This window comes from Streptomyces sp. NPDC001920, assembly GCF_053594495.1.
The window spans coordinates 1-24771 of record NZ_JBSFEP010000005.1; the positions used below are offsets into that span (position 1 = coordinate 1).

Consider the following 24771-nt stretch of genomic DNA (forward strand, 5'->3'; position numbering starts at 1 on the left):
AGCGACCAGCACCCGTGGTTCCAGGAGTCCAGGAAGGACCCCGACGGCCCCTACGGCGACTACTACATGTGGGCCGACGACGACAAGCAGTACGGCGACGCCCGCATCATCTTCGTCGACACCGAGGTCTCCAACTGGACCTTCGACCCGGTCCGCAAGCAGTACTTCTTCCACCGCTTCTTCTCCCACCAGCCGGACCTGAACTACGAGAACCCGGCCGTCCAGGAGGAGATCCTCGCCGCCCTCCGCTTCTGGCTGGACCTCGGAATCGACGGTTTCCGGCTCGACGCCGTGCCCTACCTGTACGCCGAGGAGGGCACCAACTGCGAGAACCTCCCGGCCACCCACCAGTTCCTCAAGCGTGTCCGCCGCGAGATCGACGCGATGTACCCGGACACGGTGCTGCTGGCGGAGGCCAACCAGTGGCCGGAGGACGTCGTCGACTACTTCGGCGACTACCGGGCGGGCGGCGACGAGTGCCACATGGCGTTCCACTTCCCCGTGATGCCGCGGATCTTCATGGCCGTGCGGCGGGAGTCGCGCTATCCGGTCTCGGAGATCCTCGCCAAGACCCCGGCCATCCCGTCGGGCTGCCAGTGGGGCATCTTCCTGCGCAACCACGACGAGCTGACCCTCGAAATGGTCACCGACGAAGAGCGCGACTACATGTGGGCGGAGTACGCCAAGGACCCGCGGATGCGGGCCAACATCGGCATCCGCCGCCGGCTCGCCCCCCTGCTGGACAACGACCGGCACACCATCGAACTGTTCTCCGCGCTCCTGCTGTCGCTGCCCGGCTCACCGATCATCTACTACGGCGACGAGATCGGCATGGGCGACAACATCTGGCTCGGCGACCGCGACGCCGTCCGCACCCCCATGCAGTGGACACCCGACCGCAACGCCGGCTTCTCCACCTGCGATCCGGGCCGCCTCACCCTGCCCACGATCATGGACCCGGTCTACGGCTACCAGGTCACCAACGTCGAGGCGTCGATGGCCTCCCCGTCGTCGCTGCTGCACTGGACGCGCCGGATGATCGAGATCCGCAAACAGAACCCGGCGTTCGGACTCGGTTCCTACACGGAACTGCAGTCCTCCAATCCGGCGGTGCTCGCCTTCCTGCGCGAGTACGAGGACGACCTGGTGCTGTGCGTGAACAACTTCGCGCGCTTCGCTCAGCCGACCGAACTCGATCTGCGCGAGTTCAGCGGACGCCACCCGGTCGAACTGTTCGGCGGGGTCCGCTTCCCGGCGATCGGCGAGCTGCCCTACCTGCTGACCCTCGGGGGCCACGGCTTCTACTGGTTCCGGCTCTCCCGAGTCGCATCCCGCATCGGCCGACGACTCTCAGCGTGAGCTTTGAGCAGGCGCCGAGGAAAGGACGCGTCACCATGCAGAAGACCGCATCACCCCGACCGAGCTGTACGCTCGACGCCGGCCCCATGGCCTCGCTCGCCGGGCTGCTGCGCGAATGGCTGCCACGGCAGCGCTGGTTCGCGGGCAAGGACCGCCCGGTGACGGACCTCGCGCTGCTGTCGATGACGGAGCTGTTCCCGGGCTGTCTGCATCTGCTGGTGCACGCCGGACACACGGCGGTGCCCGCGCCCGGCGGCGCGCCCCCGGCCGGTGACTGCTACCAGCTGCTGCTCGGCGTACGCCAGCACCTGTCACCGCGGCTGGGACGGGCGCTGATCGGTCGCGCCGAGGAGGGCCCGCTGGCCGGTCTGACGGTGTTCGACGCCCTGCAGGACCCCCGGTCGGCCCAGCTGCTCCTGGAGCGGCTGCGGCATCCCGGCGCGGCGGGCCCGCTGCGCTTCGAGGGGGACCCGTCCGTGCCGGTGCCGGCCGGGCTGGTGCCGCGGCTGCTGGACGCGGAGCAGTCCAACTCCTCGCTGATCTACGGGGACGCTTTCATCCTCAAGCTCTTCCGGCGTATCCAGCCGGGCGTCAACCCCGATCTGGAGGTGCCGGTCGCGCTGGCCGGGCAGGACTGCCGCCGGGTTCCGGCCCCGGTGGCCTGGTTCCGCACGACGCATCCCTGGGAGGCGACGCTCGGCGTGCTGCAGCCCTTCCTGCGGGACGCCACCGACGGCTGGACGCTGGCGCTGGACGCGCTGGCCTCGGGTGCCGACTTCACGGCCGAGGCCCGTCAACTGGGGCGCGCGACGGCCGAGGTGCACGTGGCGCTGGCGTCGGCCTTCCCCTCCCTGTCCCGCGGCGAGAACGGCCGTACGGCGGCGGCGATGACCGAGCGCCTGGAGAACGCCGCGCACTTCGTCCCCGTGCTGCAGCCGTACGTCCCCGGCCTGCGCAATGCCTTCGGCGCCCTCGTCGGCTGCGATCCGGGGCCGCCCGCCCAGCGCATCCACGGTGACCTGCACCTGGGGCAGGTGCTGCGGGCCGGCCGTGAGTGGTTCGTCATCGACTTCGAGGGCGAGCCGTCCCGACCGCTCGCCGAACGGTGCGGCGTCCACTCGCCGGTGCGGGACATCGCCGGCATGCTGCGCTCCTTCGACTACGCCGCCCGCCAGCGCCGGCCGTGGCGACCGGAGTGGGCGCGCCGCTGCCGGGAGGCCTACTGCGCGGGCTACGCCGCCTCGGCCGGGTGGGACCCGCGCCAGAAGCACGGCCTGCTGCGTGCTTACGAAACAGACCGCGCCGTGTACGAGGTCCTGTACGAGGCCCGGCACCGACCCGACTGGTTGCCCGTACCGATGGCGGCGATCGAACGCCTCGCCGTGAGAGGAGCCTGACCGCATGGCCCTGCACGAGACTTCGCGCCCTGAGTCGGCCGGACCGAACCGGTGGGCCGGCGCGCCCGCCCTGGACCCGGCCGACCGTGATCGCCTGCTGTCGGGCGCCCACCACGATCCGCACGCCCTGCTGGGCGCCCATCCGGTGCCGGGCGGGATCGCCTTCCGCGCGCTGCGCCCGTTCGCGCGGGCGGTGAGCGTCGTCGTCGACGGCGAACGCACCCGGCTCGTCTCCGAGGGGGGCGGCCTGTTCTCCGGCGTCCTGCCCCTGGCGGCGGTCCCCGCGTACACGCTGCTGGTGGCGTACGCCGAGGACGAGTCCGACGAGCGTGAGGTCCACGACCCGTACCGCTTCCTGCCCGCCCTCGGCGAGTTCGACCTGCACCTCGTCCGGGAGGGCCGGCACGAGCAGCTGTGGAAGGCGCTGGGAGCCGAGCCGATGACCCACCAGGGTGTGGCCGGCACCCGGTTCACCGTGTGGGCGCCGAACGCGCGGGGGGTGCGGGTCGCCGGGGACTTCTGCCACTGGGACGGCACGGCGTTCCCGATGCGGTCCCTGGGCGCGTCCGGGGTGTGGGAGCTGTTCCTGCCGGGCATCGGTGAGGGCGCCCGGTACAAGTTCGAGATCACCTCCCGGTACGGCGGCCGGTTCCTCAAGGCGGACCCGATGGCCCGCCGCGCGGAGGTGCCGCCGGACACGGCGTCGATCGTGCACACCTCGCGCTACGAGTGGGGGGACGAGAAGTGGATGGCGCACCGGGGCGACGTCCCCGTGCACCAGGCTCCCTTCTCCGTCTACGAGGTCCACCTCCCGTCCTGGCGCCCCGGGCTGACGTTCCGGGAACTCGCCGAGGAACTGCCCGCGTACGTCAGGGACCTCGGGTTCACCCACGTCGAGTTCATGCCGGTGGCGCAGCATCCCTTCGCCGGTTCCTGGGGCTACCAGGTCACCGGCTTCTACGCGCCGGCCGCACGGCTCGGTACCCCCGACGACTTCAAGTACCTGGTGGACCGTCTGCACCAGGCCGGCATCGGGGTGATCGTCGACTGGGTGCCGGCCCACTTCCCCAAGGACGACTGGGCGCTGAGCCGGTTCGACGGCGACCCGCTGTACGAACCCGGGGACTCACGGCGGGCCGAGCACCCGGACTGGGGGACGTTCGAGTTCGACTACGGCCGCACGGAGGTGCGCAACTTCCTCGTCGCCAACGCCACCTACTGGTGCGAGGAGTTCCACGTGGACGGGCTGCGCGTGGACGCGGTCGCCTCCATGCTCTACCTCGACTACTCGCGGGAGGGCGGGCAGTGGGCGCCGAACGAGCACGGCGGGCGCGAGGACCTGGCCGCCATGCGGTTCCTGCAGGAGATGAACGCGACCGTGTACCGGCGCAACCCGGGGGTCGTCACCATCGCGGAGGAGTCGACCGCCTGGGGCGGCGTGACCCGGCCCACCGACAGCGGCGGGCTCGGGTTCGGGCTGAAGTGGAACATGGGCTGGATGCACGACTCGCTTCAGTACATGGCCAAGGAGCCGGTGCACCGCAAGTACCACCACAACGAGATGACGTTCTCGATGGTGTACGCCTACAGCGAGAACTACGTCCTGCCCATCTCCCACGACGAGGTGGTGCACGGCAAGCAGGCGCTGGTCTCCAAGATGCCCGGCGACTGGTGGCAGCGACGTGCCAACCACCGCGCCTACCTGGGCTTCATGTGGGCCCACCCGGGCAAGCAACTGCTCTTCATGGGGCAGGAGTTCGCGCAGGGCGCCGAATGGTCCGAGGCGCACGGGCCGGAGTGGTGGCTGCTGGATCCGGGGTACGCGTCGGCGGGGGACCACCGGGGGGTGCAGGACCTGGTCCGCGACCTCAACACGCTCTACCGGGCGAGCCCGGCCCTCTGGGAGCGGGACACCGACCCGGCCGGGTTCCAGTGGGTGCTCGGGGACGCCGCCGACGACAACGTGTTCGCGTTCCTGCGGTACGGCGCCGACGGCGACGTCCTGCTCTCGGTCTCCAACTTCTCCCCCGTCGTCCGTCACGACTACCGGCTGTGGGTGCCGGACCACATCGACGTCTGGCAGGAGACCCTCAACACCGACGCCGCGCACTACGGCGGAAGTGACGTCACCAACCCCGGCCCCGTCAAGCCGGAGGACGGGCACATCCGGCTCACCCTGCCCCCGCTCGCCACGGTGTGGTTGTCGCCCTGAGCGGACCGAGATCACCGGACGGGATCAATTGTCAGTTCTCGACACCAGGCGCTCTCAGCTGGGCTAGATTCGGGCACCGCCGATAACGGAACTCGTCGGTGATGTCACGCCCGGTACACAGCAGGAGCAGCGCATGCGCGACCTCGGCCTCGCTCCCCCGACCGTCACGACTTTGACCGGTGGGCTCGCCGACTCTCTCTTCGAGACGGCGGCCCGCAGCCCCATGCTGCCGATGCTCGCGCGCCGTCCGGACCCCTCCTCCACCACCTGGGAGGAGGTGACCGCGGTGGAACTGCGCGACGAAGTGACCGATCTGGCCAAGGGTCTGATCGCGTCGGGGATCTCGCCGGGCCACCGCGTGGCCATCATGGCGCGCACGCGGTACGAGTGGACGGTGATCAGCTACGCGCTGTGGACGGTGGGCGCCGAGGTGGTGCCCATCTATCCGACGGCCTCGCGCGACCAGGTCGCGTTCATCCTCCGGGACGCCGAGTGCGTGGCCGTCGTGGTGGAGGACGAGCAGTCGGTCATGACGGTGGGTTCGGTGTGCGGATCGCTGCCTCGGCTGCGCCATGTCTGGCAGCTGGACGCCGGAGGACTCGGACAGCTCGTCCAGCGCGGCGAGCTCATCCCGCTCACCACCGTCGAGTCGCTGCGCCGCATCGTGCTGCCGGACTCCACCGCCGCCGTCTCGTACACCTCCGGCACCACGGGCCGGCCGCTGGGCTGCGCGTCGAGCCACCGCAGCCTCGCGAGCCCCTGCGACACACTGCTCGCGGGCTGGGGGCACACGGTGATCCCGCCCGGAGAGCAACAGGCGTCCGTGCTCGCCTTCCTGCCCTTCTCCCATGTGTACGGGCTTCTGGTGCAGAGTCTGTGTATTCGCGGCGGCATGCTGATGGGGCACGAGCCCGACCTGAGCGAGGCGGCGCTGTCCTCGGCGCTGCGGACCTTCCGCCCCACGTACTTCTGCGCCGTACCGTCGATCTTCGAGAAGATCTACAAGAACTTCCTGCGCGTGGCCCAGCAGGCGGGCCGCGGCGCGCTGTTCGAGCGGGCCGCGGACACCGCGCGGGACTTCGCGGCGGCTCAGGAGCGCCACCGGCTGGGCGGCGGCCCCGGGCCGGGTTTCGATCTGCGGCTTCAGCACGCCCTGTACGAGCGGACGGTGTACCGCAAGTTGCGTGCCGCGCTGGGCGGCCGGGTGTGCCGGGCGACCTCCGGCGGTTCCCCGCTCAACCGTGAACTGTCCTTGTTCTACGAGGGCATCGGCATCTATCTGAACGACGGGTACGGCCTGACCGAGACCAGCGGCGGGGTCACCGCGCAGCCGTTGGGCCGGGAGATGTCCGGAACGGTCGGGCGGGCACTGCCGGGCACGGACATCCGGGTGGCCGACGACGGGGAGATCCTGGTGCGAGGGCCGTCGGTGTTCCAGGGATACGTCAACGACGACGCCGCGACGCGGGCGGTGCTGCGCGGCGGCTGGCTGGCCACCGGGGATCTCGGGCGGCTGGACTCCGAGGGCTATCTGACGATCACCGGACGCAAGAAGGACGTCATCGTCACGAGCAGTGGCAAGAGCGTCTCCCCGGCGCTGCTGGAGCAGCGGCTCAGGCAGCATCCGCTGGTCCATCAGGCGGTGGTGGTGGGCGACGACCGGCCCTGTGTCGGCGCCCTGATCACTCTGGACCCGGATTTCCTGGCGTTCTGGCGGGACTCCCTCGCGGCGCGCAGTGACGCGCGGATGCGGGAGGCACGGGAGGAGAACGCCCTGCGCGAGGAGATCACCAGAGCCGTGGCCGCCGCCAACAGCGCGGTGTCACGTGCGGAGTCCATCCGGGTGTTCCGGGTGCTGCCGGAGCCGTTCGACGTGGCCAACGGTCTGCTGACACCGTCGATGAAGCTGCGCCGGGACGCGATCGTGCGGCACTACGCGTCGCAGATCGACGCGATGTACCAGGCCCGTTCACGGGTGCCCCGGGACCAGATGTCGGACGAGTTGGCGCACTGGGACGACGCGGACAACGTCTTCGGCTGAGGACACCCGTTCGCTCGTGGTGAGCCGTACGGCATCGGACTGCCCGCCGAGGGCGAGGGTGTTCCTGGACGGAGTTTCACACGATGACCTGCTGTTCATGTACGCGAACAGCAGGCCCGGCCTTGGACGAACTGTTCGGACGTCAGGTTCAGACCATTCGGCCCTCAAAAGATCGCGCGTACATGTCTTTCACTTCCGAACCGGTGTGCCCCCGGGTCGACCGGGGCAAGGTGGCTGTCGACGGGTTCGTCTGCCTGCTGCTCCCGGCTGGCGGAACGACCGGCGGCGCGGTGGGATCGATGCGTGCGAAGCAGCGATTCAGGGGCAGGCGAACGACGTCGAGGCAGACCGCCTGGAGCCGCAGAAGGGATGATCACCGTGACACGACCCAGGATCCTGGTGGTTGGCGCAGGCTTCGCCGGAGTGGGATGCGTTCGCCGGCTGGAACGCAAACTCGCCCCCGACGAGGCCGAGATCACCTTGGTGACGCCGTCCTCCTACCAGCTCTACCTGCCACTGCTGCCCCAGGTCGCCTCCGGCGTCCTCACCCCCCAGTCGATCGCCCTCTCACTGCGCCGCAGCCGCAAGTACCGCACCCGGATCATCCCGGGCGGTGCCATCGGCGTGGACCTCGCGGCCAAGGTGTGTGTGATCCGCACCATCACCGACAAGATCGTCAACGAGCCGTACGACTACATCGTGCTGGCCCCCGGGAGTGTGACCCGCACCTTCGACATCCCGGGGCTCGTCGACCACGCGTACGGCATGAAGACCCTCGCGGAGGCCGCCTACCTGCGCGACCACGTCATCTCCCAGCTGGACCTCGCCGACGCCAGCCAGGACCCGCAGGAGCGCGCCGCACGGCTGCAGTTCGTGGTGGTCGGCGGCGGCTACGCCGGCACCGAGACCGCCGCGTGCCTGCAGCAGCTGACCCACAACGCGGTCAAGCGCTATCCGCGGCTCGACCCGCACCTGATCCGGTGGCATCTGATCGACATCGCGCCGAGGCTGATGCCCGAGCTCGGCGAGAAGCTGGGCGGCACCGCCCAGGAGGTGCTGGGCAGGCGCGGGATCGAGATCTCGCTCGGCGTCTCCATCGCCAAGGCCGGTCCCGACGAGGTCACCTTCACCGACGGTCGGGTGGTCCCCACCCACACCCTGATCTGGACCGCCGGTGTGGTCGCCAGCCCGCTGATCGGCACGCTGGGCGCGGAGACCGTCAGGGGCCGGCTCGCGGTCACCGCCGAGATGAACCTGCCCGGGCACGACGGCGTCTTCGCGCTCGGCGACGCCGCCGCGGTGCCCGACCTGGCCAAGGGCGAGGAGGGCGCCGTCTGCCCGCCCACCGCCCAGCACGCCATGCGGCAGGGCAAGGTGGTCGCCGACAACGTCATCGCGGCCCTGCGCGACCAGCCGCTGCGCCGGTACGAGCACAAGGACCTCGGCCTGGTCGTCGACCTCGGCGGCCGCGACGCCGTGTCCAAGCCGCTCGGTGTCGAGCTCAAGGGCCTGCCCGCGCTCGCCGTCGCCCGCGGCTACCACTGGTCGGCGCTGCGCACCAACGTCGCCAAGACGCGCGTGCTGACGAACTGGCTGCTCAACGCCGTCGCCGGGGACGACTTCGTACGCACCGGCTTCCAGTCGCGCAGGCCGGCCAAGCTGAAGGACTTCGAGTTCATCCACGCGTATCTGACGCCGGAGCAGCTGCGGGAGTACGTCGCCGGGAAGGACGGGCCCGCGGGGACGGCCGGGTGAGGTGAGGACCCCGGCTCGGGGCGTGCGGCACGCAGGAAGCGAGGGAGAGAGTACGGCGGCGTGAGGGCAGCGGGACGACCGGTCCGGGCACAGGTCAGGGACCGGATCGCGGCGTCGGACCCCGGGCTCCTGCGGCTGGCCGCGGGTCTGCGGACGGTGGGCGCGATCGCCCTCGCGGTGGCCGTGCTGGCCGTACTGGGCAGCGATGTGACGCACCTGGTGGCGGGGGCCATGGCGGCGATGGTCGCCACCTTCGCCATCCGGGAGAAGCAGCGCGGGCAGCAGGCCGTCACGCTCGCCCTGGGGCTGCCGGTGGCCCTGGCCTCCATGACGCTGGCGGCGCTGCTGCATCGCCATGTCGTGGCCGGCGACCTGTTCTTCGTGGCGCTCATCTTCTGTGCCGTCTACGGCCGCCGGTTCGGGGACCGCGGGACGGCGCTCGGCCTGATCGGCTTCCAGATCTACTTCGTGTCCCTCTTCGTCGGTGCCACGGTCCCCGACCTGCCCGAGCTGTACGCGGCGGTCGCCGTCGCCTTCGCGTGCAGCGCGCTGGTGCGCTTCGCCGTCGTCGCCGAGACCCCTGCGGGGGTGCTGGAACGCCTGCGCGAGGCGTTCCGCGTCCGGCTGGCCCAGCTGCTGTCCGCGCAGCTCGAGCTGCTCGACGCCGGGCCCCGGGAGGCGGACCGTGCCCTGGAGCGGGTGCGCGAGGGCACCGCGCGGCTGCACGAGACGGCGCTGCTGATCCAGGGCCGGCTGACGGAGGGGACCGCCGACGAAGCCGTGGCCCGGCTCCTCCAGCGGCGGGTCGTGGATGCCGAGATCGCCGCCGAGAGGCTCGGTCTGTCGCTGCTCGCCGCCCGCGGTGCCGAGCGGGCGGACACGCTGGCCCTGCACCTGCCGGGCGCGCCGGTGCCGACGGGCGGACGGCATCCCGTACGCGACGAGGCGACCGACACGCTGCGCCGTGACCTGGAGGCGCTGCGTCTGCTGGTGCTGCGGCCGGTCGCCGACGACGCGGGCACCGCGCTGTCCCAGGTCCGCAACCGGCTCCTCGGCTACCGCGACGACGAGAACCTGCCGTCCGCCTCACCCGTCGTGCAAGACGTCTTCCGGCGCATCGGTGAGGCCGCCCGCGCGGTGCTCGGGCTGCGGATCGCCCTGGGCAGCGCCCCGGACGAATCGGACGACAGCCCCGCCACGGCCCGCTCGCGCGAGGAGCTGGACGCGGAGGAAGCCGTGCTCGACGCCGGGGAGGAGGAGTCCCCGCAGGAACCCGCGGGACTTCGGCGTCCCACCACGCGCGCCGCCGTGCAGGTGGCCGTGGGCTCGGCGCTGGCCATCGCCGGCGGTGAGCTGCTGTCCCGGGACCGCTGGTACTGGGCAGTGCTGACCTGCTGGATCGTGTTCCTCAACACCGCCTCGACGGGCGAGATCCTGGTCAAGGGATACCGCAGGCTGCTGGGTACCGTGCTGGGCGTCCTGGCCGGCATCGTGCTGGCGGGCGCCGTCGGAGGCCACACCTGGACGGCCTTCGCGCTGGTCCTGGTGTTCGTCTTCCTGATGTTCTACTCGGCTCCGCTGTCCTACACGCTGATGTCCTTCTTCGTCACCGCGGCGCTCGGGCTGCTCTACACCCTGCTGCACACCTACAGCCTGTCGGTGCTCGTGCTGCGCATCGGGGAGACGGCGCTGGGCGCGGCCTGCGGGGTGATCGCGGCCGCGTTCGTCCTGCCGGTGCAGACGGACCGGCGTACCAACGAACTGCTCGCGACCGTCCTGGAGCGGCTCGGGGACGTCACCCGCAGCGCCGTGGAGCAGCTCAGCGGCGGGCCGCCCGTCGACCTGCTCGACCAGGCACGGGATCTCGACCAGGCGTTGGCCGACCTCAGGGCCGCCACCCAGCCCCTGACGCACCCGGTGACGCCGCTGCGGGCCCGGCGGGAGACCGCCCGCCATGTGGTCGCGCTGCTGGAGACCTGCGCGTACCACGCGCGCTCGCTGGCCGCCACCGCCGAGCTGCTGCCCACCCATCCCGCGATCGCGGCGGACCCCCGGCTGCGCCGGGCCGCGGCGCGCATCGCGCACAACATCGAGGCGGTCGCGGCGCACGTCACGGACGAAGGCTCCGGGGCCGAGATCGAGACCGGCCCGAGCATCGCCTCGCTCCTGGGACCGACCGTTCCGGGCGTGCCGCGCTACGGCCGGGTCACCGACCGCGTGCTGCGCCATCTGCAGCGTCTCGACGAGGGCGTGGCCGGATTGGCCCGCCCGCTGGACGTCCCCGTGAAGGCGCTGGAGGGCTGACGGCTCACCGGAGCGAAAGCGGGTACGCGGAATGCATGACCGATGTCGTGGACTCAGACGAACTGTTGCGACGCATGCAGCGGGCCAGGGCTTGCGCCCGGCAGGAGGAGCGGACTTGGCGGGCACGGAGCGAGGAGTTGAGGTCGACCGACCCCGAGGGCGCCCGGGACGCGGCGGTACGGACAGTGGCCTACGGGGCCGTCCTCACCGTGCTGGAGGAGATCCTCACGCCGGGTCGGCACTACGAGAGTTCCTGACCGAGAAGCCCGGCGAACGGGACGTGAGGGCCTCGAAACATGGATCCGAGTGAAACCGGTCACGTAACCCGGCCCTGCCGGCCCTGGATCCCCACAGATGGTTTACGATTCATACATACGTGGTCGAGGGGTAGACCGTGACCGTCCCCCTGAACCACCACCTACGGCCCTGGCTGGCCTCCCCCGTCCAGCCAGGGCTTTTTCATGCCCTCAGGCACCACGCCACGCAGGAATTCCCGCGGAAAGAGCCCTCCGCCGAGGTGCTCACCGGGCCGGCAGCGGCTGAAATGGACGCAGGGAAGCAACGGAACCTCAGTCGCCGTGAGGAGCCCCGTGTCATGACCAAAGCGATCAAACTGCTGACCGCCCTTCCACCACCGCAGCGTGAGCGTCTGATGTCGCTCGCCCGGGACGTCGCCTTCCCGGAGGACGCCCGGATCTTCGAGGCGGGCGGTACGGCCGACCGCTTCTGGGTGATCCGCTCGGGCGCCGTCTCCCTCGACCAGCGCGTGACGCCGGTCCAGCGGGTCACGGTCGCGAGCCTCGGGGCGGGCGATCTGCTCGGCTGGTCCTGGCTGTTCCCGCCGTACCGGTGGGACTTCGGCGCGGAGGCCTTCAGCCCCGTACGCGCCCACGAGTTCGACGCCGCCCAGGTGCTGCGGCTGTGCGAGGAGGACCCCCGGCTCGGGATGTCCCTGGTGCGCCATGTCGCCGAGATCCTGGCGCACCGGCTGGAGTTGACCCGAGGCAGGCTCATGGAGCAGTACGGGCAGCGTCGGCGCAGTGTGCTGTGAGCGTCGGAGCCAGGTGTCGTACGGGCAGGACGGCCCCCGGGAGCGGCTCCCGGGGCTCCGTCGCCGTCTTCAGGTGCGGGCGAGTTCCGCGGCGCCGAAGGACACGTCGAAACGGTCGCACCAGATGCTGACGCTGCTGTACCGGGCCGGGTCCACGTCAGCGGGCACGACGTAGTTCTGACTGCCCTTGTTGCCCTTGAGCTTGCCCAGGCTGACGTACTCCCCGTCGTCGAAGACCCGCCAGCCGTCGAGCCCCTTCTTCACGGGCGCGTCGGTGAGCCAGACCCGCAGGTCGGGGCCGTTGCTGGTGTCGAGGTTCTCCAGGCGCACAACGTGGGAGCCGTCGGGCAGTCGCACGAGCCGCACCGTGCCGGAGGTCGTGTGCTCGTGGCTGATCAGCTCACCGCCGGCCAGCGTCACCGGTCCGGCCGGGGTGGGCGAAGCGCCGGACGACGGCACCTCGGCCGGCCTCCTGGAGGCGTCCACGGCGACGGGGAGGGCCTCCTGGACCGTCTCGTCCTGCCACAGCTTCCACGGCTGGAACCAGTACAGGCCGAAGCCGGCCCCGGCGACCGCCACCACCAGCACGCCGACCGTCCACGGCCTGATCCACCCGCGTCGTCCCCGTCCCATACCGCCCACCTCCTGGTAGTCCTGCGCGTCCCTTCCCATTCAACGGGCGCGACGGGCGGCAGGGGATGACCGGCGGGGTGACGAAATCCTTACGTCCGCCGCCCCGCCGGCCAGGGACGGTCAGCGGTGCTCGGGATTGTCCGCACCCGGGCGGCAGCCGGCGTCCCACTGCGAGCGCTGGTTGCCGTGGGCCGGGATGCCCCCCGTGCGCTTCAGCAGGCCGGCCACGTGCATCAGGTTCCAGGTCATGAAGGCGGTGTTGCGGTTGGTGAAGTCGTTCTCCGGTCCGCCCGAGCCGGGGTCGAGGTACGACGGTCCGGGGCCGGCCGCGCCGATCCAGCCGGCGTCGGCCTGGGGCGGGATCGTGTAGCCGAGGTGCTGGAGGCTGTAGAGGACGTTCATCGCGCAGTGCTTCACACCGTCCTCGTTGCCGGTGATCAGACACCCCCCGACCCGGCCGTAGTAGGCGTACTGGCCCTGCGCGTTCAGGAGGCTGGAGCAGGCGTAGAGGCGCTCGATCACCTTCTTCGTCACGGAGCTGTTGTCGCCGAGCCAGATCGGCCCGGCGATGACCAGGATGTCCGCGGCCATCACCTGCTCGTACAGCGCGGGCCACTCGTCCGTCGCGAAGCCGTGCTCGGTCATGTCCGGGTAGACGCCGGGCGCGATGTCGTGGTCGACGGCGCGGATCTCGGACGTGGTGACCCCGCGCGACATCATGATCTCCGCGCTTTTGTCGATCAGCCCCTGGGTGTGGCTGAGCTCCGGGGAGGGTTTCAGGGTGCAGTTGACGAACAGGGCGGTCAGATCGTCGAAGCGGTACTGGGCATCGGCTGAGGGAGGAACCGTCATGGAGGCAGCGTCTCGCGCGTGGTCTGCTTTGTCCCGGTCCGACGCACCCGTGCATGCCTTACGGAGTCATGACGTGCGCGCGTGGCCCCGTGGCAGGGCAGTGCCGCGGATCTAGCGTGGCCGTATGCGTGTACTGGTCACCGGCGGTGCCGGATTCATCGGGTCCCATGTCGTCAGCGCGCTCGGATCGCGTGGCCACGAGGCGCTCGTGCTCGACGTACGGCAGGGGTCCGCCGCGGATGTGCGGGACCCGGCGGCGGTCGGCCGGGCCCTGCGCGGCGTGGACGCGGTGTGCCATCAGGCCGCCATGGTCGGACTGGGCGACGGAGTCCGCGACGCCGCAGAGTACGTCTCGCACAACGATCTGGGCACCGCCGTGCTGCTGGCCGCCATGGCGCAGGCGGGTGTCCGGCGCCTCGTGCTGGCCGGCTCGATGGTCGTCTACGGGGAGGGGCGGTACGAGTGCGCGAGGCACGGTGTCGTCAGACCCGGCCCTCGGGCCGTGGCCGACCTCGACGCGGGCCGGTTCGAACCGGCCTGCCCGGTGTGCGGGGACGCCCTCTCCCCCGGTCTCGTCGGCGAGGACGCACCGGCCGATCCGCGGAACGTGTACGCGACCACCAAGCTCGCCCAGGAGCACCTGGCCGCCGCCTGGGCCCGCTGCACCGGCGGGTCGGCGGTGTCGCTGCGCTACCACAACGTGTACGGGCCCGGGATGCCGCGTGACACGCCGTACGCCGGTGTCGCCTCCTTCTTCCGTTCGGCCCTCGCCCGCGGTGAGGCACCCCGCGTGTTCGAGGACGGGAGGCAGCGGCGGGACTTCGTGCACGTACGGGACGTGGCGGCGGCGAACGCGGTGGCGCTGGAGGCGCAGGCCGCCCCGGGTGCGCTCACCGCGTACAACACCGGCAGCGGTGACCCGCACACCGTCGGCGAGATGGCGCGGGCCCTGGCCGACGCCTGCGGCGGGCCCGAGCCGGTCGTCACCGGCGAGTTCCGGCTCGGGGACGTACGGCACATCACCGCGGACTCGTCACGGCTGCGCGACGGGCTGGGGTGGAAGCCGGAGGTCGGCTTCGAGGACGGCATGGCGGAGTTCGCGCGGGCCGGGATGCGACAGACCCCCTAGTGCGTGCCAGGCGTCGCGGGGCAGGCGGGACTTTGCGGACACGACCTAGCGTCTCGGCCCGGCACACCGGACCGGTGGTGCTGCCCGCGATCAGGAAGCGGCGGCGGGCAGCACCACCTCGAAGCGGCAACCGCCGGGGATGTTGCGCACGGTGGCCCGGCCCTGGTGCGCCTCGACGATGCCCCGGACGATGGCGAGCCCGAGGCCCGCGCCCGCCGGGGGCGTCCGGGCGTGCGAGCCGCGCCAGCCGGTGTCGAAGACGCGCGGCAGGTCGCCCTCGGGGATGCCGCCGCAGCCGTCGGTCACCGACAGCACCACACCCTCGGGGGAACGCTCCGCGCAGACGGCGACCGTCCCGTCGGCCGGGGTCCGGCGGATGGCGTTGACCAGCAGGTTGCCCAGCACCCGGCTCATCTCCTTGCCGTCCACGCGCACGGGCACCGGCTCGATGCGGCCGCCCACCAGCCGCACCCCGTGCTCCCGGGCCAGCGGATCGGCTCCCGCGAGCGCGTCGCCGACCAGGTCGTACAGGGACATCCGGGTGAGGGCCAGCGGGAGCGTGCCGGCGTGGATGCGGGAGAGTTCGAAGAGGTCGCCGACCATGTCGTTGAGGCGTTCGACCTCGGTGCGGATCTGTTTCAGATAGCGGTCGGGATCGGCGGCGACGCCGTCCTCCAAGGCTTCCGACATCGCGCGCAGACCGGCGAGCGGGGTACGCAGGTCGTGTGAGATCCAGGCGACGAGTTCGCGCCGGGAGGCCTCCAGCGCACGCTCCCGCTCCCGGGACTCGGCGAGCCTGGCGCTGGTGGCGGCCAGTTCGCGGCTCAGGGTCTCCAGTTCGGCGGTGGCCGGGCCGTGGGGGGCGGCGAACGTCCCGCCTTCGCCGAAGGAGCGTGCCGCCACGGCGAGTTCACGGCTGCGGGCGACGACCCAGCGGCCCAGCAGCAGCGCGGTGGCCAGGGAGACGACCGCCGCCATCGCGACGACGGTGGTGACGACGGTCAGGTCGTGCGGCGAGAGGAACATGGCCCAGGCGACGGCGAGTGTTCCCGCGAGCATCGCGACGACGCCGACCGCCGCCACCACGGCGAGCGAGGCGGTCAGCGAGCGGCGCCGGATGAGGCGCAGTACGCCCGATCCGGCCAGCCCGGTGGCGGCGGCACCGGCGAAGGCATACAGAGCGATGAGGAGGGTGTCGCGCATGGTCAGGCCTCCCCCGCGCCGGGGTCGAAGCGGTAGCCGACGCCCCATACGGTCTGGATGAGGCGGGGCCGGGCGGGGTCGTCCTCGACCTTGCCGCGCAGGCGCCGGACATGGACCGTGACGGTCGACAGGTCACCGAAGTCCCACCCCCACACCTCGCGCATCAGGTCCTCTCGGGCGTAGGCCCGCCCAGGGTGGCGCAGGAAGAAGGCGAGCAGGTCGAACTCCCTGAGCGTCAGACCGAGTTCGCTGCCGTTCTTGGTGGCCCGGCGGGCCGCCGGGTCCAGCGCCAGACCGGCGGCGCCGAGGCGGAGCCCGTCGGCGGCCGGCGGCCTGCTGCGGCGCAGCACCGACTCCACGCGCAGCACCAGTTCGCGGGGGCTGAAGGGCTTGGTGACGTAGTCGTCGGCGCCGACCTCCAGGCCCAGGATGCGATCGTCCTCGTCGCCCCGGGCGGTGAGCATGATGACCGGGACCGGCCCCTGTCCCCGCATCCGGCGGCACACCTCCAGGCCGTCCATGCCGGGGAGCATCAGGTCGAGCACCACCAGGTCCGGCCAGTGGGCGCCGGCCCGGGTCAGGGCCGTCGGTCCGTCGTCGGCGCGGTCCACGACGTAGCCGGCGCGGTCCAGGTAACCGGCGACGACCTCGGCGACGGTCGGATCGTCGTCGACGACCAGGATCCGGGGGGAGTCATCGGCTCGCGGCCCGGGGGGTTCGTACGGCTGCTGCATGCCCCCAGCCTGGCACCACCCGCCGCCGGTGCGGCGTCCGAGTGGCTCCTCGGCCGTCGACGTCCGCGTTTCGTAAGGACCGGAAGTCCGTTATGCCCGATTCAGGTTCGTAGGGTGAGGACCGTGACGACGAAACATTCGGACGTCGACGTGGTGCTGCCGTGCCTGAACGAGGCCGAGGCCCTTCCCTGGGTGCTCGAACGGATCCCGCCGGGCTGGCGTGCCCTGGTCGTCGACAACGGTTCCACGGACGGCTCGGCCCAGGTCGCCCGCGCGTTGGGCGCGACCGTCGTGCACGAGCCGCACAGGGGCTTCGGCGCGGCCTGCCACGCCGGGCTGCGCGCCGCCTCGGCCGACGTGGTGTGCTTCTGCGACTGCGACGCCTCCCTCGACCCGTCGCTCCTCGTCCCGTTCGCGCGTGCGGTGCGGGCCGGCGAGGCCGACCTCGTGCTCGGGCGGCGGCGTCCGCAGGGCCGGGGCGTGTGGCCCGCGCATGCCCGCGTCGGCAACCTCGCGCTGGCGCGGATGCTGCGCCGCCGCACCGGGCTGCGCCTGCACGACCTGGGTCCCCTGCGCGCCGCCCGCCGGGAGCCGCTGCTCGCCCTCGACCTCACCGACCGGCGCAGTGGCTATCCGCTGCAGATGGTCGTACGCGCGGCCGACGCGGGCTGGCGGATCGCCGAGCACGACGTGCCGTACCTGCCGCGCACCGGCGCGTCGAAGGTGACCGGCACCTGGCGCGGCACCTGGCAGGCCGTACGGGACATGAGCCGGGTACTGAGCGAGAGCCCCGCGCACGAAGGAGGAACCGTCCGTTGAGCCCTTCTGGTGACTCGAACCCGTCACGGGTGTCGCCCGCGCTCCTCGTCATCGCCAAGGAACCGCGGCCCGGCCGGGTCAAGACCCGGCTCACCCCGCCGTTCACGCCCCTCCAGGCCGCTCAACTGGCCGAGGCGGCCCTCGCGGACACCCTGCGCGCCGTGGCGGCCACACCCGCCGCGCGGCGCGTCCTCGTCCTCGACGGTGCCCCCGGCCCGTGGCTGCCGCCGGGCTTCGACGTCGTACCGCAGGGCAGCGGCGGCTTGGACGAGCGGCTCGCGAACGCCTTCGCCCGCTGCGCCGGCCCGGCCCTGCTCATCGGCATGGACACTCCGCAGGTGACGCCGGGGCTGCTCACCGTGGACTTCACCGAGTGCGACGCCTGGTTCGGCCCGGCGGAGGACGGCGGCTTCTGGGCGCTCGGCCTGGCGTGCCCCGACCCCGCCCTGCTGCGGGGCGTGCCGATGTCGACCTCCGCCACGGGCGCGGTCCAACGCGACCGGCTCGCAGCGGCCGGACTGCGGGTGCGCGACCTGCCCCGGCTGCGCGACGTCGACACCGCGGCCGACGCCCACGCGGTGGCGGCGCTGGCTCCGCGAGGGCGTTTCGCGGCGCGTCTGGCACGGTGTACGGCGGCTTGGGGGCAGGACGCACGGTCGGCCACGGGACCCGGTACGCGGTCCGCCACGGAACCCGGCAGGCCGTCCCCGGCGGGCCCGAGCGCACCGGCCGCCGCAGAACCCGAGGCCGGCCCCGACGCGATACCCGGCACGGACGCCGACACCCCACCCGCCGCCGACCGCGACGAGCGTCCCGCCGCCGCCTTCGGCACACCACCCGCCACGAGTTCGCACCCGCGGCCGGCTTCGCCCCCAGGGGCCCCGCCGGCCACGGGACCCGATCCGCGGTCCGTCGCCGGGCCATCGGCGCCACCGCCGGCCACCGGAGCCGGCACACAGCCCGCCCGCCGGCCGAAGACCTCACCGCCGGGTCTGCCCCGGGAGCACTCCTCTGCCACCGCACCGGCACCGCGCCCGGCCGGTTCCCGATGAGCGCGCCGCCCGCCACCGGCCCCGCGTGGGCCGCCGCCGACCCCTACGCCGCCGCCCTGCGCGCCGGTCGCGGTCCGCTGTTCCTGCGCCGGGCCGACGGCTGGCTGCTGCCGTTGGACGTGGAACGCTGGTGCGCTCGGGCCGACGCCGTCGACCGGGACGTGCTGGCCCGGTGCGAGGGCACCGTGCTCGACGTGGGGTGCGGTCCCGGACGGCTGGTCGCGGAACTCGCCACCGGGGGCAGGCCCGTCCTCGGCATCGACGTCAGTGCGGCAGCCGTGGACCGCACGGTACGGCTCGGGGGCCAGGCGCTTCGGCGCTCGGTGTTCGAGCCGTTGCCGGGCGAGGGCCGCTGGGGCACCGTCCTGCTCATGGACGGCAACATCGGCATCGGCGGCGATCCACGCGCCCTGCTGGACCGGGTGGCCGGCCTGCTGCGCCCCGGTGGTCTGCTGATGGCCGAGACCGCCCCGCAGGACATCGACGAACGCTCCCGGGTGCAGGTGGTCGACCAGACCGGCACCGGCACGACCGGCACCCACTTCCCCTGGGCGCGGCTCGGCACGCCGGCGCTGCTGCGCCACGCCCAGGGGTGGGAGCGGGCCGGTCAGTGGACGGCCGGCGGACGGTGCTTCGCCGCCCTGCGCAACCGCGGCAGGCGCAGCGCCAGCAGCAGCGCCGAGGCGCCGAAGAGAACAGCGGTGATCAGCAGCCAGCGCGCGAGGAACACGTCCGGGGGCAGCCCGGTGGCGGACCGGTAGCGCCGCTCCACCATCCCGCTGATCAGCGGGAACCACACCAGCAGGAGCAGCCCGGACAGGGCCGCCGGTACGCGCACGTACGGCACCCACGCCCGGCGCCCGGCCGCGTCGAGGCCCCGCACGACCGCCCGGTCCGCACTCGCGTACAACGGCAGCAGGACGAGGTCGTGCAGCAGCGCGGCCCCCACGAACCACAGCGTCACACCGAACCAGTCGTCGGCGAGCAGCCTCACCCCCGCATAGCCGGTGAGCGCGAACGAGCAGGCGAGCAGCAGGAGTGGGAAGGGGCTTCCCCCACGGATCCGCGGTCGGCGCATCACAGGTCTCCGAACGTCATCCGGGCCACCCACTTGGTGTTGAGCACACCGGGCGCGGCGGGCACGATGACGCGCGCCGGGTAGCCGTGGTCGGGGGAGAGCTCCTCGCCGTTGACGTACAGGGCGAGCAGCGAGCGCGGGTCGGCCACCTGGTTGGCGCGCAGCGCGGCCTTCCGGAAGGCGCCGCGCCGCTGGAGGGACTCGACGAACACGTCCGGCGGTTCGTCCTGGTACCCGACGAGCGCCGCGAGGTCACGCAGTCGCACCCCGCGCCACCACTGGTCCGAAGTCGACCAGCCCTCCACGCAGGCGATGGGCAGGGCCGAGCTGTGCAAGGGGAGTTCGGCGAGCTGTGCGCGGCTGAGACGGACGGTGCCCGTGCGCCCGGTGATGACGAGCCGCCAGGCGTCCTCGCCCGTTTGAGCCGCGTCGATCCCGGCGTACGCGGCGGTCTTGTTGATCTGGAAGCCGTTCGGGCCACTGCCGGGATCACCGCCGCCGTGCGGTGCGAGCACCGCGGTGCGCCGCAGGGCGTCGAAGTTCTGTCCCACTGTCGTCGCGAACAGCAGCAGCGAGCCGCCCCCGACGAACCACAGGGCGCCCCGCCGGGTGAGGGTCGGCTCGGTGGGGCGTGGCGGCACCAGGTCGTCATCCTCCTCCCGCAGTCGGCGCAGATTGCGCAGCGCGACGGGCATCTTCAGCAGCACGTGGGTCACGAAGGCGGCGAAGAACACCCAGGCGCCGTAGAAGTGCAGCGGGTAGAAGGAGCCGGGAAAGACGTAGTCGAGCTGGACGTTGAGCACACCGGTCACGAACTCGAACAGGGCCCCGCCCACCAGGAGCAGCAGCGAGATCCGCTCCAGCGCGTGCGCCGGCGAGCGGGCCGGCGGCAGCGCGAACAGCCTGGGGATCACCGACCAGAGCTTGGCGAGCAGGACCGGGATCAGGGTGATGCCGAGGGTGACGTGGACGCCCTGGTTGAGCCGGTACAGCCAGTGCGGGTTCGTCGGCCAGGGAAAGAGGTAGAAGCCGAGGATCCCCTTGTCCGGTGTCTTGTCGTTCACCGTCGACAGGTTCGGGTTGTAGGCGGCGTACGAGACCAGCCCGGTCACGAACAGCACCGTGATGCCGACGAGCAGGACGAGACCCAGCACGGAGGTGAACCGGGGGCCGCGCAGCGGGCTGCGCCAGAAGCCGGGCGAGGTGGGGAGCCGGGGGTCGGCTCGCAGGGGGAGCCGCGGGGTGTCGGGGTCGCGCATGTCCCGACGGTAGGCCGGGACCGCCCCGCGAAAGGGTGCTCGACCCATGACGAAACGCTGACATCAGGCCCGGACGGCGGTCCGGGACCGGCCGTGCGGCCTAGCGTTCCGGTGTGATCCGCACCTTGACCTCCGCCGAGCCCGGCCCCGCGCGCTCCGGCGTGCGCCGTGACACGCGACGTGACCTGTACGCCGCCGGGGCCGCCGTGCTGCTCGTGACGGCGGCCGCGCTGGTCGGCCGTCACATCCAGGGGTCCCGCCACACGCTCTTCGTCAACTGGCCCCCGCTGCTGGCGTCCTGGGGCCCCCACCTGGGCGCCGGCACACCGGCGGCGGTCCTGGTGGCGATCGCCACCGTCGCGTACGGCCCCTCCGTCGCGGCCCGCCTTCCCTGGCGGGCGCTGCTGCCGGTCGCGTTCGCAACGGCCACGGCCTGGACCTGTTCGCTCTCGCTGGTCGACGGCTGGCACCGCGGCATCGCCGGGCGGCTCACCACCCGCCACGAGTACCTGCGGGCGATCGACCGCTTCCATGACATCCCGGCCGCTGTGAGGACCTTCGTCGACCACATCCTGCTGCAGTCCCCCGACAACTGGCCCGCCCACGTCGCCGGCCACCCGCCTGGGGCGACGCTCACCTTCGTCCTGCTGGACCGGGTCGGGCTGCGCGGCGGAGGCTGGGCCGGGATGGGGTGCATCGTCGCGGGGGCGACGGCCTGCGTGGCGGTGCTGGTCACGGTCCGTGCCCTGGCCGACGAGACACTGGCGCGCAGGGCCGCGCCCTTCCTCGTGCTGGCACCGGCCGCCGTGTGGATGGGCACCTCGGCCGACGGGTACTTCACGGCGGTGGCCGCGTGGGCGGTGGCGCTGCTGGCGCTGGCCGTCACCCGTCGGTCCCCCGGACGGGCGTCGGCGTCCGGGCTGCTGTTCGGCCTGGCCTGCTACCTGTCGTACGGTCTCACGCTCCTCTCCCTGATCGCGGCGATGGTCCTGCTTTTCGGCCGGAAGGGGGCCCGCGAACGCCCCGCGGTGCTCGTGGCGCTGCTCGCCGGTCTGGCCGTGGTCCCGGCGGCGTTCACGCTCGCCGGGTTCGACTGGTGGGAGGCGTACCACCTGCTGGTCACGCGTTATCACCAGGGCGTGGGCGGCATCCGCCCCTACGGCTACTGGGTGTGGGCCAACCCGGCCTGCACGGTGCTGGTCACGGGCCTGGCGACGGTGGCGGGGCTGCGGCGGGCCGGGGCGGTCCTCGTCCGGCGCCGTGGCGGCACCGACGGCCCGGCCGCCGACGTCCGCCTCGCCCTGCTGGTGTCCGGCGCTCTGCTCGCCGTGCTGGTGGCCGACCTGTCCGGCATGAGCAAGGCGGAAACCGAACGTATCTGGCTTCCCTTCGCCGTGTGGCTGCTGCCCGCGTGTGCCCTGCTGACGGGCGCCCGCGCCTGGCTCGCCGCCCAGGCGGTGCTCACGCTGCTCCTCAACCATCTGCTGCTCACCGGATGGTGAGCGCTGAAGCGTGTCGCGGAATGCCTGTTCACGGCCTTTTGCACCCTTCTTCAGGCGCCCGCGATCAGCGTGGCGCCCAGCGCGACCATGGTCACGGCCACCAGTGCGTCCAGCACCCGCCAGGCCGTGGGCTTGGCGAGGTGTCGGCTCAGCAGCCGCGCTCCGAAGCCGAGGGCCGCGAACCAGCAGAGGCTGGCGAGTGCGGCGCCCAGGCCGAAGGTCCAGCGCATCGGTCCGCGGTCGGCGGCGACCGTGCCGAGCAGGAACACGGTGTCGAGGTAGACGTGCGGATTGAGCCAGGTCAGCGCCAGACAGGTCAGCACCGCGCGTCGGCGTGAGCCGGCCGCGTCACCGTCGGTCAGCAGGGCACCGCCCGGCCTGAACACCCGGCGGGCGGCGAAGGCGCCGTAGCAGAGCAGGAACGCCCCGCCGATCCAGGCGATGGCGGTCAGCATTCCGGGCCATGCCACGACCACCGCGCCGACGCCGGCCACGCCGAGGGTGATCAGGAGCACGTCGGACAGGGCGCAGATGCCGACGACGGCGAGGACCGCGTCCCGGCGGATGCCCTGGCGCAGGACGAAGGCGTTCTGGGCGCCGATGGCGACGATGAGCGAGAGGCCGGTGCCGAATCCCGCGGCAACGGTGGTCAGAGCGTTGGTCATGGCATCGACGCTAGAGAGACGATCACCGGGAGTACAGCTAAAGATTCTTACGTATCCTTAGCTGCCATGAAGGAGGGCCGATGCGGAACGAGCTGACGGAGCTCCCCCTCGACCAGGTGCGGACCCTGCTGGCGGTGGTGGACGAGGGCACCTTCGACGCGGCCGCCGCGGCGCTGCATGTGACGCCGTCGGCGGTGAGTCAGCGGGTGAAGGCGCTGGAGCAGAGCACGGGGCGGGTGCTGCTCGTGCGGACCAAGCCGGTGCGGCCGACGGAGTCGGGCGAGGTCGTCGTCCGGTTCGCCCGGCAGCTGGCCCGGCTGGAGCGCGACGCTCGGGCCGAGCTGGGCCTGAGCGCCGCCGGGGAGGTGACCCGGGTGTCGATCGCGGTGAACGCCGACTCGTTGGCGACGTGGTTCCTGCCGGTGCTCACTCGTGTGCCCGAGGATCCTCCGCTCTGCTTCGAGCTGCGGCGGGAGGACGAGAGCCGCACGGCGACGCTGCTGCGGGAGGGCCTGGTGATGGCCGCGGTGACCTCGTCGCCGGATCCGGTGGCGGGATGTTCGGTGCGTCCGCTGGGCCGGATGCGCTATCTCGCGGCGGCGAGCCCCACCTTCGCCGAGCGGCATCTGGGCGGTCCGCTGCGGGAGGCGCTCGTGCGGGCGCCGGTGCTGGTGTTCGACCGTAGCGACGATCTCCAGGACGGGTTCGTGCGCAGACTGCGGCGCGGTCGTGCCGACGCGAGTGCCGTACGGCACCACGTCCCCACGTCGGAGGGGTTCCTCGCGGCGGTGACCGCCGGTCTGGGCTGGGGCCTGGTCCCCGAGGTGCAGGCGCTGCCGCTGCTGGCGGACGGCCGGCTCGTGGAGCTCGCGCCGAAGCGGCCGGTGGACGTCCCGCTGTACTGGCAGCAGTGGAAGCTTCACTCACCGGCGCTGGTCGCGGTGACGCAGGCGGTGACCGCCGCGGCGGCGCAGGCACTGCGGGCCTGACGGTACGGCGCGGCGCTACCGCGACGCGGCCAGCTCGGCGGCGGCACTGTCCAGGAGCATCTCCAGCGCCGTCGGATACGCGCTGGTCACCATTCGGTTCGCCAGCAGCGGTGCCGCCTCGGCGATCCGGGGGTGCGTACGGCGGGGCAGCCGCGCATAGGTGGAGCGCCACATGTCCTCGTCGGCCCGGAGCGAAGCGCTCGGCAGCGTCAGCGACGCGGCGTCCAGGGCGGCGAAGGCCAGCGTCTGGTCGATGAAGGCGTGGTAGATGCGCACCGTGTCCCGCAGCGGGAACCCCGCGGTACGCAGGATGTCCAGCACGGCCTCGTCGGCGGCCAGTTCGTTGGCCCGCCCGGTGACGCGGTTCGTGGTCAGCACGGCGGCCTGGGGATGGGCGACGTACGCCGCGTGGATGCGCAGCCCGACGGCGCGCAGGTCGTCCCGCCACTCCCCCGTCGGCCGCCAGCCCTGCAGCGCCTGGCCGATGAGGGCGTCACCGATGGCGAGGGTCAGGTCGTCCATGCCGCGGAAGTACCGGTACAGCGTGCTCGGGTCGGCGTCGAGGGCCAGGCCGAGGCGGCGGGCGGTGAGGCCGGCGCTGCCGTGTTCGCGCAGCATGCGCAGGGCCGTCTCGACGATCAGGCGCTCCGAGAGCACGGTGCCGCTCTTCGTGGGACGGCGCCGGCGCCTCTTCTCCTCCGGAACGACCGGCTTGGGCATCTCACTCTCCGTCCGCG

General features: G+C 72.3%; 20 protein-coding genes and 1 pseudogene. 14 read left to right on the forward strand and 7 right to left on the reverse strand.

Annotation, left to right across the window (positions count from 1 at the left end):
- The 8 genes from treS to ACWCPI_RS09615 all read left to right on the forward strand — a co-directional run.
- Positions 1–1359 (forward strand): maltose alpha-D-glucosyltransferase (gene treS / locus ACWCPI_RS09580; protein ID WP_451037582.1); only part of this gene is annotated, 1359 nt, incomplete at its 5' end.
- A 35-nt stretch (positions 1360–1394) separates the two neighbouring features.
- Positions 1395–2756: a maltokinase N-terminal cap-like domain-containing protein gene (locus ACWCPI_RS09585; RefSeq protein ID WP_451037583.1), complete on the forward strand. Its 1362-nt coding sequence runs from the start codon at positions 1395–1397 to the stop codon at positions 2754–2756.
- Between the two features lie 4 nt (positions 2757–2760).
- The gene (glgB, locus tag ACWCPI_RS09590) at positions 2761–4968 is read left to right on the forward strand and encodes a 1,4-alpha-glucan branching enzyme (RefSeq protein WP_451037584.1); all 2208 of its coding nucleotides are present in this window, start codon (positions 2761–2763) and stop codon (positions 4966–4968) included.
- 133 nt (positions 4969–5101) lie between these two features.
- A complete protein-coding gene (locus tag ACWCPI_RS09595; protein WP_451037585.1) occupies positions 5102–7009 on the forward strand; it encodes an AMP-dependent synthetase/ligase in 1908 nt (635 codons plus the stop codon).
- 369 nt (positions 7010–7378) lie between these two features.
- Positions 7379–8764 carry an NAD(P)/FAD-dependent oxidoreductase gene (locus ACWCPI_RS09600; protein ID WP_451037586.1) on the forward strand — a complete coding sequence of 462 codons (1386 nt, stop codon included), beginning with the start codon at positions 7379–7381 and terminating at the stop codon, positions 8762–8764.
- A 60-nt stretch (positions 8765–8824) separates the two neighbouring features.
- Positions 8825–11068 carry an FUSC family protein gene (locus ACWCPI_RS09605; RefSeq protein ID WP_451037587.1) on the forward strand — a complete coding sequence of 748 codons (2244 nt, stop codon included), beginning with the start codon at positions 8825–8827 and terminating at the stop codon, positions 11066–11068.
- 35 nt (positions 11069–11103) lie between these two features.
- Entirely contained in the window at positions 11104–11325 is a 222-nt protein-coding gene (locus ACWCPI_RS09610; RefSeq protein ID WP_019760806.1) for a hypothetical protein, read from the forward strand.
- Between the two features lie 338 nt (positions 11326–11663).
- A complete protein-coding gene (locus ACWCPI_RS09615; RefSeq protein ID WP_451037588.1) occupies positions 11664–12119 on the forward strand; it encodes a cyclic nucleotide-binding domain-containing protein in 456 nt (151 codons plus the stop codon).
- Between the two features lie 69 nt (positions 12120–12188).
- On the opposite strand, the gene ACWCPI_RS09620 is transcribed toward ACWCPI_RS09615, so the two are convergent.
- Together ACWCPI_RS09620 and ACWCPI_RS09625 are read right to left on the reverse strand one after the other, a co-directional pair.
- On the reverse strand, positions 12189–12752 hold the full coding sequence (locus ACWCPI_RS09620; protein WP_451037589.1) for a DM13 domain-containing protein: 564 nt from the start codon (positions 12750–12752) through the stop codon (positions 12189–12191).
- Positions 12753–12872: 120 nt separating this feature from the next.
- Positions 12873–13604, reverse strand: a complete 732-nt coding sequence (locus ACWCPI_RS09625) for a flavodoxin family protein (protein WP_451037590.1) — start codon at positions 13602–13604, stop codon at positions 12873–12875.
- A 124-nt stretch (positions 13605–13728) separates the two neighbouring features.
- Between ACWCPI_RS09625 and ACWCPI_RS09630 the strand changes: the two genes are divergently transcribed.
- On the forward strand, positions 13729–14733 hold the full coding sequence (locus tag ACWCPI_RS09630; protein ID WP_451037591.1) for an NAD-dependent epimerase/dehydratase family protein: 1005 nt from the start codon (positions 13729–13731) through the stop codon (positions 14731–14733).
- A gap of 90 nt (positions 14734–14823) precedes the next feature.
- Here ACWCPI_RS09630 and ACWCPI_RS09635 read toward each other — a convergent pair whose 3' ends face one another.
- Positions 14824–15936, reverse strand: coding sequence for a sensor histidine kinase (locus ACWCPI_RS09635; protein WP_451037592.1), 1113 nt, complete (start codon positions 15934–15936; stop codon positions 14824–14826).
- A gap of 2 nt (positions 15937–15938) precedes the next feature.
- The gene (locus ACWCPI_RS09640) at positions 15939–16670 is read right to left on the reverse strand and encodes a response regulator transcription factor (protein ID WP_451037593.1); all 732 of its coding nucleotides are present in this window, start codon (positions 16668–16670) and stop codon (positions 15939–15941) included.
- Between the two features lie 114 nt (positions 16671–16784).
- Between ACWCPI_RS09640 and ACWCPI_RS09645 the strand changes: the two genes are divergently transcribed.
- From ACWCPI_RS09645 to ACWCPI_RS09655, 3 genes and pseudogenes are all read left to right on the forward strand, one after another.
- Complete coding sequence (locus ACWCPI_RS09645; RefSeq protein WP_451037594.1) at positions 16785–17489, forward strand: glycosyltransferase family 2 protein; 705 nt, start codon at positions 16785–16787, stop codon at positions 17487–17489.
- Between the two features lie 29 nt (positions 17490–17518).
- A pseudogene (locus ACWCPI_RS09650) lies at positions 17519–18127 on the forward strand (TIGR04282 family arsenosugar biosynthesis glycosyltransferase); the annotation flags it as partial.
- A gap of 410 nt (positions 18128–18537) precedes the next feature.
- Entirely contained in the window at positions 18538–19302 is a 765-nt protein-coding gene (locus ACWCPI_RS09655; protein ID WP_451037595.1) for a class I SAM-dependent methyltransferase, read from the forward strand.
- A 316-nt stretch (positions 19303–19618) separates the two neighbouring features.
- On the opposite strand, the gene ACWCPI_RS09660 is transcribed toward ACWCPI_RS09655, so the two are convergent.
- Positions 19619–20878 (reverse strand): molybdopterin-dependent oxidoreductase, encoded by a 1260-nt coding sequence (locus ACWCPI_RS09660; protein ID WP_451037596.1) that lies wholly within the window; start codon positions 20876–20878, stop codon positions 19619–19621.
- Positions 20879–21039: 161 nt separating this feature from the next.
- Here ACWCPI_RS09660 and ACWCPI_RS09665 point away from each other — a divergent pair, with 161 nt between their 5' ends.
- Entirely contained in the window at positions 21040–22380 is a 1341-nt protein-coding gene (locus ACWCPI_RS09665) for a hypothetical protein (protein ID WP_451037912.1), read from the forward strand.
- 50 nt (positions 22381–22430) lie between these two features.
- On the opposite strand, the gene ACWCPI_RS09670 is transcribed toward ACWCPI_RS09665, so the two are convergent.
- The gene (locus ACWCPI_RS09670; protein ID WP_451037597.1) at positions 22431–23045 is read right to left on the reverse strand and encodes a LysE/ArgO family amino acid transporter; all 615 of its coding nucleotides are present in this window, start codon (positions 23043–23045) and stop codon (positions 22431–22433) included.
- Between the two features lie 80 nt (positions 23046–23125).
- On the opposite strand from ACWCPI_RS09670, the gene ACWCPI_RS09675 reads away from it, so the two are divergent.
- Positions 23126–24034: a LysR family transcriptional regulator ArgP gene (locus tag ACWCPI_RS09675; RefSeq protein WP_451037598.1), complete on the forward strand. Its 909-nt coding sequence runs from the start codon at positions 23126–23128 to the stop codon at positions 24032–24034.
- A gap of 15 nt (positions 24035–24049) precedes the next feature.
- Here ACWCPI_RS09675 and ACWCPI_RS09680 read toward each other — a convergent pair whose 3' ends face one another.
- Positions 24050–24754, reverse strand: a complete 705-nt coding sequence (locus ACWCPI_RS09680) for a TetR/AcrR family transcriptional regulator (protein WP_451037599.1) — start codon at positions 24752–24754, stop codon at positions 24050–24052.
- Between the last annotated feature and the right edge of the window lie 17 nt (positions 24755–24771).